Raw genomic sequence first — 11,489 nt, 5'->3', positions numbered from 1 at the left:
GCACGACTAATCGAAATTTCGTCGGCCGCATGGGCGATAGAACGAGCGAAGTATATCTGGCAAACTCCGCCGTCGCCGCAGCTAGCGCCGTCGCAGGCAAGATCGCCGATCCGAGGGATTTGTAAATTTAATATGATGAGTACCTTTATTAGAAAGCTTTGTTGTGGATATTTTTAAAATTGTTCTTGGCGCTTCGTTGTCTATTATAACTCAAGTTGTATATAGCTGGATTATTAATAAACGGGAAGATAAAAAAATAAGGCTGCAAAAATTAGAAGAGACTTTTTTGATAGTTAGTGAAATAATAGGTCAAACATTAGATAGGGCAATAGGCAAGGTAACTCCAAATTCAGAAAACAAAAAGATGGAAATTAGTAGATTGCACCTCTTAATAAGTATATACGTTCCTGAACTAGAAAAAGATTATAAAGAATTTATGAAACTATCTCAAAAGCTAGTCAGTCGCGACTTTGATAGGGAAGAATTTTTAGAAATTCAAAATACCTTCCTTGAAAAAGGAAACGGGATAAAAGAAAAAATTGCAAATATGGCGAGAAAAAGTTTAAATTCATGCAAAATTTTTAAAATTTGGTCACTAATAACAGCTAAATTTATTAAAATTTGAACTATAAATAATTTATCTGTTAAAGCAGAGGCGTAAATTTACGCCTCCAAAATCGCTCCGTTGCTAGCGTTCGTTACCAGCTTGCGATACATTCGCAGCCAGCGATACGGCAGCGGTTTTTCGATCGGCTTAAATTTAGCCCTGCGCTCGGCGATCTCGGCTTCGCTTAGGCGCACGTTGATCGCGTATGTATCCACGTCGATGTCGATGATGTCGCCGTCTCGTAGCAGTCCGATCATGCCGCCCTCGGCAGCTTCGGGGCTCACGTGCCCGACGCTTAGTCCCCTCGTCGCGCCGCTAAATCTGCCGTCCGTGATGAGAGCCACGTCCGCACCCAGCCCTCGCCCCATGATTAGGCTCGTTGGGCTTAGCATCTCCTGCATACCCGGGCCTCCGCGCGGCCCTTCGTAGCGGATGACGACCACGTCGCCTTTGTTTACCTTGCCGCTTGAGATGCCCTCTATCGCCTCGTCTTGGCTGTTAAAGCAGACCGCCTTGCCGCTAAATTTGCGCTCGCCGATGATGCCCGCGGTCTTGATGACGCAGCCCTGCTCGGCTAAATTTCCAAACAAAATCGCCAGTCCGCCGACCTGCGAGTAGGCGTTTTCGACCTTGCGGATGACAGATTCGTCTTTTATGGCGCTAGCTCTGACACGCTCGCCTAGGCTTTCGCCGCTTACCGTTAGCGCGTCTAGACCCAGTAGCCCGTTGTCGCGGCGCGAAATTTCATTTATCACGGCGCTTAGTCCGCCCGCGCGGTCGATGTCCTCCATGTGGATATTAGGTAGGCTCGGGCTGATTTTGGCGATGTGCGCGATCTTGCGGCTGATCTCGTTGAGCCCCGCGATCTGTAAATTTACCCCCGCTTCGCGCGCGATAGCCAGGATGTGCAGCACGGTGTTGCTGCTGCCGCCCATCGCCATATCGACTACCAGGGCGTTTTGGATAGATTTTTCGTTCACGATGTTTCGGATTTTGTATTTTTCATCGAGCGCTATCTCGCAAATTCGGCGTCCCGCCTCGCGGATAAGCTCCTCACGTTCAGGCGTAAGCGCAGGCACCGTGCCGTTGCCTTTTAGCGCGATACCCATCGCTTCGCACAGCGTATTCATCGAGTTTGCCGTAAACATCCCCGAGCAGCTGCCCCCGCTCGGACAGGCGGCGCACTCGATGTCGCGCAGCTCCTCGGCGCTGATCTCTTTGGTTTCAAATTTACCCACCGCCTCAAACGCCGTAGATAGGTCGATCGGCTCGCCTTTTTTGGTGTAGCCCTTTTTCATCGGACCGCCGCTAACGAAAACCGTCGGTACGTTCACGCGAAGCGCGCCCATAACCATGCCGGGTACGATTTTATCGCAGTTTGGCATGCAAACTAGAGCGTCTAGGGCGTGCGCATTCATCACCGTTTCGATCGAATTTGCGATTAGCTCGCGGCTAGGCAGGCTATAAAGCATCCCGCTGTGTCCCATCGCGATGCCGTCGTCCACGCCGATGCAGTTAAACTCAAAGGGCACGCAGCCGTTTTTGCGGATCTCGTCTTTTAAAATTTCGGAGTATTTGTTGAGGAAAAAGTGCCCCGGGATGATCTCTATGAAGCTGTTTGCTACGCCGATGAAGGGCTTTTCAAAGTCATCGTCCTTTAACCCGGTCGCTCTTAGCAAGCTTCTGTGCGGCGCGCGCGTATAGCCTTTTTTGATGATGTCGCTTCTCATTTTATATCCTTGAATTGAAATTTTCTCCATTTTAGCATAAAATTTTACCGCTGCGGGGCATTTTAAATTTTAGCGTATAAAAGCGCATTAAAATTTAAAGTGGGACTATTGAGCTTAATCAAACCGAATCAATCCTGTTTTTGATATAATTGCACATCGATTATCAAAATCTTGCCGTTTGGCAGGAATGAAAAGAGGAGAAGATGCAAAGAAGAAATTTCTTAAAACTAACGTCTGCGTTGGCGGCTAGCGGGCTTGCTAGCCCTCTTTTTGCAAAGGAGACTTTTACTATTTACGGCGCGCCCGCGATGCCTAGCCTCATCATCGGCGTTGCGTGCATGCAGGGGCAGATCGGCAAAAAATACGACGCGAAGCTCGAGCTTTGGCGCGATCCCGATCAGCTGCGCGCAGGCGTGGCAAACGGCGAGTACAAGGTCATGATGAGCCCTAGCAACGTAGGGGTGAACCTCGCAAATCAGGGGCGCAAGATCGGCATGGTAAATATCCTCACCGAGGGGCTAAATATCGTGATGAGCAAGGGCGATAAGATAACGGAATTTGCGCAGCTGAAGGGCAAAAAGATCGTCATGCCTTTTAAAAACGACATGCTAGATATCATCGTGCGAGCCATAGCGAAAAAGCAGGGTATTAGCGGGCTAAATATCGACTACACCGCCACTCCCGCAGAGAGCGCGCAGATGTTTTTGGCTAAGGATTACGACGTCGCGATCACGGTCGAGCCGCTAGCAAGCGCTATGATCCTGAAGGGCAAAGTATCGGCCATCGCCGTGCAGCGAGGGGCAAATTTAAGCGATATGTGGGCGCAGGCGTTTTCGGTAAAGCCCATCATCCCGCAAGCAGGCATCATCGCAGATACCGATTTTTACGCCGCGAAAAAGGCGGATTTTGAAATCTTAAACGCCGATTTGACAGACGCGCTTGCGTGGATCAAAGCGAACAAACAAAGCGCCGCGGCGATCGGGACGAATTTCTTCCCTGCGCCGCCGCCTGCGATATTTATGAGCATCGATACGTCGAATTTATGCGTCAAAAAGCCTAGCGAGATCAAGGACGAGCTTTTGAAATTTTATGAAATTTTGATGGAATTTAACCCCAAGCTCCTCGGCGGCGCGATGCCTAAGGACGAGTTTTTCCTATGCTAAAAATCGATAAAATTCGCAAAGCTCAAAACCCCGCGTTTTACGTCATAGACTATCTGTGGGGCGGCTTTGCGAGCCTAGGAGCGGTGTGCTTTTTCATAGCCATTTGGCAAGTGGCGAGCGAGGCTTACGGGCCGCTCATTCTGCCAGAACCCGCGGCTGTTTTTTCTAAGGCGTGCGAAATTTTAAAAAATTTCGCTGCAAACGATCTAGCTTTGTCGCTTAAGCGCGCGCTTGTAGGCACCTTCCTCGCGCTTTTTGCGGGGATTTGCAGCGGGCTTGCGGCGGGGTATTTCAAAAGCCTGCGAGCCTTTTTAAACCCGCTAATTACCGTGCTTCTTTCGACGCCGCCCATCGTTTGGATCGTACTTGCGATATTTTGGTTTCATTTCGGCGATACAAGCGTGCTTTTTACCGTCGTTATCGTCGTCGCGCCGATGACTTTTGCGTCCGCGGCGCAGGCGATGGCTAGCGTGAGCACCGAATACACCGAGCTTTTCGACAGCTACAAAAGCTCAATTTTAAAAAAACTGCGCTACCTCTACGCGCCGCATCTAATCGAACGGCTGCTGCCTGCGATCTACGTCGCGGTCAGCAACGGCGCGAAAGTGCTTGTAATGGCGGAACTTTTAGGCGCGAACGACGGCATCGGCGCAAAGATCGCCGAAGCGCGCGTAAATATCGATACAGTCGAGGTCATGGCGTATGTGTGCCTAGTCATAGCCTTTACGGCGCTTTTCGATTATCTCGTGACCAAGCCGCTTGAAATTTTACTGATGCCGTGGAGCAGATGATGCTAAAAATTTCAAATCTGCGCTACGAAATTCTGCGCGACGTTATAATTTCAGATTTTTCACTGCAGCTGCGCGCAGGCGAAGTAAAGACGCTTTTTGGCCCCAGCGGCTGCGGCAAGACCTCGCTTTTGCGGCTGGTCTGCGGGCTGGAGGATAAAAAAAGCGGGCAGATCGAAAACGGCTTTAAGAAAATCAGCTTTTTGTTTCAAGAAAACCGCCTGCTACCGAACCTCACGGCGCTTAAAAATATCGAAATTTTTAGCCCCGCGGGCGTGAGCGAAATTTACGCCCTCGCCGCAAAGATCGGGCTAAGCCCGAGCGATCTGAATAAATTCCCGCGCGAGCTAAGCGGCGGCATGCAAAAGCGCACGGCGTTTTTGCGCACGATCCTTAGCGGCTGCGATCTGGCACTGCTTGATGAGCCGTTTGTAGGTCTAGATCGCGATCTGCGCGGCGTGCTGATCGAAATTTTAGTCTCAAAGATCGAGCACGAGGGACTTGCCTGCCTTTTGGTGACCCACGACCGCTTCGAAGCCGCACGCCTAAGCCACGAGATCATCGAGCTTGAGCCCAAAGGGATGGGGCTTAGGCGCGTCGTGAGCCTAGATGAGCCGCTAAGCGCGCGCGACGAGCGGTACGAAGAGCGCGTGGTAAGCGAGCAGTTTGGAGGAGTGAGCTATTATGAGTAGAAATTTTATCTTTAGTGCGCGCAAACAGGGAGGTTCCGCACGAAATTTTAAAAATTTTACATGGAGCTTGGAAACCAAGTCTGCGCAAAACTTCAAATATCAAAATTCCGCGCAGGGTTTCCGGCAGAGCGGCAGAAGCGCCGAGCCAAATTCTGTTCAGAACTTCTCGCAGAGCGCTAAAAATTCCGATCGGAATTCCAAAGCTAATTCCACGCAAAGCCAAACTGAGCCTGTTTCGCCGCAGGAGCTCAAAAATCTCGAGCCGTGCCCGGCGCAGCGGCTAGGCTTTTACGCGCCTAAATTTAAAGATGAGCGCGCGAGGAATTTTTTCTCCCATCCGATGCGCGCCTTCGTTCTTTGCGCCTGCTTTTTTGCGGCGCTGGGCGCGCTTAGCTTTTTAGCGCCGGACGCGCTGGCGATCGATTATGTCGCCGCTCATAAGTTTTACTTTCTGTTTTTGGCGCCTTCGTGCATCTACGCGGCGTTTTTGCTTACCGCGCTGCCCGATTGGACGAACTTCGAGGGCTCGCTAAAGCCCGTTTCGCTCGCCTTTGCCGCCTGCCTGATCGCAGCTTTTATCGTGAGCTTTTTAAATTTACGGCTCGCGGCGGCGATTGTGGCGCTGTTTTGGGCGATATTTTTCATCTTTGCGGCATGGCTTTTGTGGCTGGATAAAAACTCGAATAATTTTAGCATCCTGGCGGTCTTAGCGGCGTTTTGCGTCTGCTCTGTGGCCTACGGCGCGAGCGGGGATGAGAAGTTTTTGCTTAGCTTCGTGCATATCAACGTCGCGGCAATCGCCGTCGTAAGCTACCGCATAAGCGTCGTCATCGGCAACGAAGCGCTAAGAGAGGCGGGGCTAAAGGACGCCGTTTTTATTCCAAATTTTATCTACAAAAATTTAGCCGCTTTTCTTGCTTTCGCTTTGGCGCTCGCGAGCCCATTTTTAAGCGAGGCGGCATGCGGATTTATCGCGCTTGGCATCGGGTTTTTGTTTTTGGCGAAGCTTCGCGAGCTGCACTACGCCGAAATTTTAAGCCGCCACTATATGGCGTTTTACTACGGGTTGCAGGCTGCGTGCGCGGCGGGATACCTGTGGCTGGGCTGGGAGCTGATCCGCGGAGGGTACGCTGCCGCGCCGCTGCACGTCATCGCGATCTGCTATATCTACGGAGCGATACTTTTCGTAGGGATGATCGCCGGCCAGCGCCACAGCGGAATTTCGCCGCTAAACTTCCCGCGTCTAAGCCGCACGGCGCTCGTTTTGGCTCTACTCGCGGGAGGTTTAAGAGCCGTTTTTGCGGGCGAGAGCTTTGTTTTATACGTGATGATCCCCTCGGCGCTTTTCATCGCCGCGGTCGCGCTATATCTGATAAATTTCATCCCGATCTTTCTGAAAAATCCTTTCAGCGCGGATCCGGATTGATGCTCATCAAAGCGGGCTTGCCAAATTTTAGCTACAATCGATCAAATTTCATTTCAAGGAGAGCTTATGCAACACATCAAAAATATCGACGCCGCTAAGGCCGTAGAGCTTGCTTCGCTAGTCGAAGTGTCCCCTCATAAGGTGATTTCGCGCACCCTCGCGCAAAATCCTGCGCTGAATATGACCCTTTTCGCCTTCGACGGCGGCGAGGAGATCAGCTCGCACAAATCCGACGGCGACGCGTTCGTTTACGTGCTTGAGGGCGAGGGCGATTTCACGATCGACGGGCAGAAGCACCGCGTAAAAGCGGGGCAAAGCATCGTCATGCCTGCGGGCTTGCCGCACGCAATCTCGGCACCCGCGCCGTTTAAGTGGTTTTTAGTGGTGGTTTTTTAGCCTCTGAGTTTAGGGCGAGTCAAATTTTAAAATTTAGCCCGCCCGCCGCTTCATAAAATTTTATCCGAAATTCCATTTGCAGGGTCCTTCTGTCTGTTTCAGACCGTCCCCGCTCGCCCTCGAAAAATTTTAAAATTTAGAAACGTTTAAATTTTACTTTTATCGCGCCCAAAAATTTCGTCTGTTTTGCAAACCGTGCGGGAGCTGGAGATAGCGCATCGCGTTTGCGCGCCGTGCCGATCCCTGAAATCGCACGCTTGAGCTCGCGTCGCAAGTCAAATCCATAGTTCGCGCGTTAATTTCAAAGTCGCGTCGAGCATGCAAATGCGCGCCAAGCTAGTCGAGCAGATAGGCGCTGTAATAGGGCAATGCGCCAGGCGTGCAATACATATCGGGCGAGTAGAGCAGATAAATGCCATAGTAAGGGCGATCCGCAGGGCGTGTAATGCGCACCGAATCCGCAGCGCGCATTAAATTAAAGACCGTGTCCGACGCGAAATGCGCGCGAAGCCCGCTTTAAATTTTAAAATTTAGCTTTCGCTCGGGGTTAGCTCCTTGATGATGAGCTCTGGCGTGATCGTGCCGCGGAAGTTGTTTTTGCTAATCGTAAAGATCACGTCCACCCGCTCGCCCGCGCGCGGCAAAAAGTCGTAGTTGAAAAACAGCGCCTCGACGCTGCTGCCGTTTTTGTCAAGCGCCATTTTGATATGCTTGCCCTCCTTGCCGATCTCCCTGATATTGCGGGCGCGGGCGCCTTTGATACAAAAGAGCGGGCGCGGATTTTTCTGCCCGTACGGCTCGTAAAATTCTAAAATTTCAAGCAGCTCAAAGTCTATCTGCGACGCGTCCAGCTCGCCCAGCAGATCGTCTTGCGCGCTAAAATCGCTCAGATCCTTAGGCGTAATGCGCTCATTTACGCGGCGCTTAAACTCCTGAAGTAGCGCAGGATCGATCCCTACGCCCGCAGCACCCTTGTGCCCGCCGAAGGTCGTTAAAATTTCGCTTTGCGAAGAGATCAGCTCTAAAATATCGAATTTACCGATGCTGCGCGCGCTTCCTTTGGCGCGCGAGTCGCTTACGCTAAAGACGATCGCAGGCTTTTTGTAGGTCTTGCTTAGGCGGCTTGCGACGATGCCAATGATGCCTTCGTGCCACTGCGGACCCCACACGACGATGACGTTGTCGTTCGGATCTACGCTTTTTACGATCTCGTCGTAGAGGCTTTTCTCCTCCTCTTTGCGCGAGTTGTTGATGGAATTTATCGTCTCTAGGTAGTGGTTTGCCTCTCTGATATTTTTGGCGCATAGGAAGTTATACGACATTGTCGCATCGTCCATCCGCCCCGTGCAGTTGATTAGCGGCGCGATCGTGTAGCTGATATCGTCGAATTCGAAGTGCTTTTTAAAATAGTGCTCCTTAATCGCCTTGAAGCAAGCGCGGTTCGAACTATTTAGCCGCTTGATGCCGAAACGCAGCAGTGCGCGGTTCATATCGCGCAGCTCCATCATATCGGCGATTATGGCGATGATGAGGATATCCATCGAGCTTGCCATATCGTAGTTCACGCCGAGGGTTTCTTTTAGCGCACCCACGAGATACCACGCTACCTGCGCGCCGCAAATTTCGATATTTGGGAAGGTGCAGTCAGGCTGCTTCGGATTGATTATCGCGCAAGCTCTCGGCAGCACGGGCGGGGGCATGTGATGATCGGTGATGATGAGATCGATCCCTTTTTGGGCGCAAATTTCGGCAGCTTCCGTCGCGGAGGTGCCGTTATCTACGGTGATGATGAGATCCACATCCTCAAGCTCGCCTATGATCTCGCTGTTTAGCCCGTATCCGTCGGTGAAGCGGTTCGGAATCTTAATGACGTACTCCGCGCCTATTTGATTGAAAAAATCGCTCATTATGACGGTGCTTACGATACCGTCGACGTCGTAATCGCCGACTACGGCTATGCGCTGGTTTTCTTCGATGGCAGTTTTTATGCGCAAAGCCGCCTTATAGGTATCTTTCAGATCGCAGGGTAAGGGAATTTCAGAAATTTTAGTATGCCGATCGTTCGCAAATCTCGATTTTAGAATTTCCCTTATCTCATTTTTACCTAGCATTTTTTATAGATGCTTCGATAAAGCCCAAAATAGCGGGATTTGGGCGCACTAAACGGCTGGTAAATTCCGGGTGAAACTGCACGCCCAGAAAAAACGGATGGTTTTTTAGCTCGACCGCTTCGATAAGCCCGTCGCTCTCGCCGCAGACGATAAGACCGTGCTTTTCAAACTCGGCGCGGTACTTCGGATTGGCTTCGTAGCGGTGGCGGTGGCGCTCGCGGATGGTCTTTTGCTCGCCGTAAATTTTACCCAAAAGCGAGCCTTTTTTGACGTCGCAGTCATAGCCGCCCAGCCGCATAGTGCCGCCCATAGGGGATTTGTGCGTGCGAATCTGCTTTTTGCCGCTTGCGTCGATAAAGCTATCGATGAGGTAGATCACCGGATCTTCGGTCTGCGGGTCAAATTCCGAGGAGTTGGCATTTTTTAGTTTTAAGACATTGCGCGCAAACTCCACCATCGCAAGCTGCATCCCTAGGCAGATGCCCAAAAACGGCACCTTATGCACCCGCGCGTAGTTTATGGCTAAAATTTTACCCTCTATCCCGCGCGAGCCAAAGCCTCCTGCGACCAAAATTCCGTTTACGTCGCGGAAAATTTCATCCACATTTGCAGCTTCAATTTTTTCGCTATCTACCCATTTTAAGCTTATCCGCGTATCAAGCGTCGCGCCCGCGTGGATGATCCCCTCGGTGAGGGATTTGTAGCTTTCTTTCAGATCGATATATTTGCCGACGAAGGCGATCGTGGTTTCGTTCGTAGGCACGATGACGCGCTTAACGAGGCTGTCCCAGTTGCTCATATCGACTTCGAGCTTGTTTAAGCTTAAAGTCTCCGCGATCGGCGTTAAAATATCTTGCTTCAAAAACGCAAGCGGGATCTGATAGATGCTCGCGCTATCGGGGCTTTCGATGACACAGTTTTTATCCACGCCGCAGCTTAGCGCAATCTTATCTTTAAGCGCGCGATTTAGCGGCATTTCGGAGCGGCAGATTATCATATCGGGGCTGATACCGATGCGGCGCAGCTCGCCTACGCTGTGCTGCGTGGGCTTGGTTTTGAGCTCGCCCGCGACTTTTATAAAAGGCACGAGCGTGAGGTGGATATTCATCGTATTTACTCTACCAAGCTCCACTCTCATCGCGCGGATCGCCTCTAAAAACGGCAGTCCCTCGATGTCGCCCACGGTGCCTCCGATCTCGACGATCAGCACGTCGTTGCCCTCGCCCGCCTTTTTTATGCGGCGCACGATCTCGCCTACGATGTGAGGGATCACCTGGATCGTCTTGCCCAGATAATCGCCCCTGCGCTCCTTTTCGATGACGGAGCTGTAAACTTTGCCCGTGGTGAAGTTGTTGTCTTGGCTTAAATTTTCATCCAAGAACCGCTCATAATGCCCAAGATCCAGATCGGTCTCCGCGCCGTCGTCGGTGACGAAAACCTCTCCGTGCTCCAGCGGACTCATGGTGCCCGGATCGACGTTGATATAAGGATCCGCCTTTAGGATGCGCACTTTAAGCCCCGCGTGCTTTAAAAGCGTCGCGATCGACGCCGCCGCAATGCCCTTACCCAGCGAGCTCAGCACTCCGCCGGTGACGAAAATATATTTCGTTTGTTTTGCCATAAGTTTTCCTAAATTTTGATATTAATGTCGCGATTATAACTTCTTTTAGGTTAAAGCACACTAAGCTAGAATTTGAAAATTTTAGAAATTTACGGCAAAATACGCACCCAAATAAATTTTAAATTTAAAGGAGAGATGATGAAAAAGATCATCGCGGCTTTAGTGGTCATCGTAGCGCTTATAGTGGGCGTTTTTGTAGCGACGAAGGACGCTAAAACGGGCGTAGCTAAAAGTGTAAACGATAGCATAACCAAAACGGTTGACGGTGCGGTCGGCAAGAGTGCCAGCGCGGCGATTGAGCAGCAGATTGCGGAATTTATCGCTAGAAACGAAATTTTCGAGACTAAAAGCGCTAAATTTTATCCGGGAGATAGCAACTCAAGCGGCTTTATCGAGGGCGTAGTAAAAAAAGAGAAACTACAAAAAAGCCTTGCTGAGGGCTTTAGCAAGCTAAAGGAAAAAGCTGGCGCGCAAGATAGCAACGATACGGACGAGCCGGATCCTGCTAAAATTTTCCCGGAGGATTTTGCTTTTCGCTACGACTACACTATCAAGCATAGCGTAAAAAACGCTGCGGATGGATTTGAGAGCGACGGAATTTTAACGATTAAGACGCCATATTACGCAGAGCCTTGCAAGAAGCTGTTTAAGACTGACGCACCGCTTAGCACGCATCTAAACTACGGACCTACAGAGGTTAAATTTAGCGCAAAGCTAGCCGATATAAATGTGCTCGAAGATGGCGGAATGGGACGTCTTGCAGGCCTTAGCCTAAACGGCACGAGCGATATGAGCGGTAAAACGATAAAAGCCTTGGGCTTTAAAATCGGTGAAATTTTTATAGACGACGGCAAGGATTCGGGTCTTGATGTGAAGGATCTTATCTATGAGGCAAACTTTAAAAACGGCATCCAAGATCTAGACGATAATATAACCAAGCTCTTTTTGAATGACA

10 protein-coding genes are annotated in these 11,489 nt (G+C 50.7%); 7 read left to right on the top strand and 3 right to left on the bottom strand.

Going from position 1 to position 11,489, the window contains the following annotated elements; translation table 11 throughout:
* The first annotated feature begins 163 nt into the window (after positions 1-163).
* Positions 164-625 (top strand): hypothetical protein, encoded by a 462-nt coding sequence (locus tag Q0256_RS07040; protein WP_297961596.1) that lies wholly within the window; start codon positions 164-166, stop codon positions 623-625.
* Between the two features lie 38 nt (positions 626-663).
* On the opposite strand, the gene ilvD is transcribed toward Q0256_RS07040, so the two are convergent.
* Positions 664-2,337, bottom strand: a complete 1,674-nt coding sequence (ilvD, locus tag Q0256_RS07035) for a dihydroxy-acid dehydratase (protein ID WP_297961593.1) — start codon at positions 2,335-2,337, stop codon at positions 664-666.
* A gap of 203 nt (positions 2,338-2,540) precedes the next feature.
* Here ilvD and Q0256_RS07030 point away from each other — a divergent pair, with 203 nt between their 5' ends.
* The 5 genes from Q0256_RS07030 (at position 2,541) to Q0256_RS07010 (ending at position 6,802) form a co-directional block, all read left to right on the top strand.
* Positions 2,541-3,500 carry an ABC transporter substrate-binding protein gene (locus Q0256_RS07030; RefSeq protein WP_297961590.1) on the top strand — a complete coding sequence of 320 codons (960 nt, stop codon included), beginning with the start codon at positions 2,541-2,543 and terminating at the stop codon, positions 3,498-3,500.
* On the top strand, positions 3,494-4,291 hold the full coding sequence (locus Q0256_RS07025; protein WP_297961587.1) for an ABC transporter permease: 798 nt from the start codon (positions 3,494-3,496) through the stop codon (positions 4,289-4,291). The genes Q0256_RS07030 and Q0256_RS07025 overlap by 7 nt, the downstream gene beginning before the upstream one ends.
* Positions 4,291-4,980: an ATP-binding cassette domain-containing protein gene (locus Q0256_RS07020; protein WP_297961584.1), complete on the top strand. Its 690-nt coding sequence runs from the start codon at positions 4,291-4,293 to the stop codon at positions 4,978-4,980. The genes Q0256_RS07025 and Q0256_RS07020 overlap by 1 nt, the downstream gene beginning before the upstream one ends.
* Positions 4,973-6,406 carry an NnrS family protein gene (locus Q0256_RS07015; RefSeq protein ID WP_297961581.1) on the top strand — a complete coding sequence of 478 codons (1,434 nt, stop codon included), beginning with the start codon at positions 4,973-4,975 and terminating at the stop codon, positions 6,404-6,406. The genes Q0256_RS07020 and Q0256_RS07015 overlap by 8 nt, the downstream gene beginning before the upstream one ends.
* Positions 6,407-6,472: 66 nt before the next feature.
* The gene (locus Q0256_RS07010; RefSeq protein WP_297881549.1) at positions 6,473-6,802 is read left to right on the top strand and encodes a cupin domain-containing protein; all 330 of its coding nucleotides are present in this window, start codon (positions 6,473-6,475) and stop codon (positions 6,800-6,802) included.
* Positions 6,803-7,332: 530 nt separating this feature from the next.
* On the opposite strand, the gene recJ is transcribed toward Q0256_RS07010, so the two are convergent.
* Positions 7,333-8,913 (bottom strand): single-stranded-DNA-specific exonuclease RecJ, encoded by a 1,581-nt coding sequence (recJ, locus tag Q0256_RS07005; protein ID WP_297961577.1) that lies wholly within the window; start codon positions 8,911-8,913, stop codon positions 7,333-7,335.
* A complete protein-coding gene (locus Q0256_RS07000; RefSeq protein WP_297961574.1) occupies positions 8,903-10,534 on the bottom strand; it encodes a CTP synthase in 1,632 nt (543 codons plus the stop codon). The genes recJ and Q0256_RS07000 overlap by 11 nt, the downstream gene beginning before the upstream one ends.
* 138 nt (positions 10,535-10,672) lie before the next feature.
* Here Q0256_RS07000 and Q0256_RS06995 point away from each other — a divergent pair.
* Positions 10,673-11,489 (top strand): hypothetical protein (locus Q0256_RS06995; RefSeq protein ID WP_297961571.1); only part of this gene is annotated, 817 nt, incomplete at its 3' end.

The sequence above is a fragment of the uncultured Campylobacter sp. genome (assembly GCF_937949835.1).
Lineage (GTDB): Bacteria > Campylobacterota > Campylobacteria > Campylobacterales > Campylobacteraceae > Campylobacter_B.
The sequence above is the reverse complement of the archived record's forward strand: the minus strand, read 5'-3'. Positions and strand labels throughout refer to the sequence as shown.

Excerpts from the sequence above, each read along its gene's own strand:
- ilvD (WP_297961593.1), bottom strand. The coding sequence starts at position 2,337 with ATGAGAAGCGACATCATCAAAAAAGGCTATACGCGCGCGCCGCACAGA.
- Q0256_RS07030 (WP_297961590.1), top strand. The coding sequence starts at position 2,541 with ATGCAAAGAAGAAATTTCTTAAAACTAACGTCTGCGTTGGCGGCTAGC.
- Q0256_RS07025 (WP_297961587.1), top strand. The coding sequence starts at position 3,494 with ATGCTAAAAATCGATAAAATTCGCAAAGCTCAAAACCCCGCGTTTTAC.
- Q0256_RS07020 (WP_297961584.1), top strand. The coding sequence starts at position 4,291 with ATGCTAAAAATTTCAAATCTGCGCTACGAAATTCTGCGCGACGTTATA.
- Q0256_RS07015 (WP_297961581.1), top strand. The coding sequence starts at position 4,973 with ATGAGTAGAAATTTTATCTTTAGTGCGCGCAAACAGGGAGGTTCCGCA.
- Q0256_RS07010 (WP_297881549.1), top strand. The coding sequence starts at position 6,473 with ATGCAACACATCAAAAATATCGACGCCGCTAAGGCCGTAGAGCTTGCT.
- recJ (WP_297961577.1), bottom strand. The coding sequence starts at position 8,913 with ATGCTAGGTAAAAATGAGATAAGGGAAATTCTAAAATCGAGATTTGCG.
- Q0256_RS07000 (WP_297961574.1), bottom strand. The coding sequence starts at position 10,534 with ATGGCAAAACAAACGAAATATATTTTCGTCACCGGCGGAGTGCTGAGC.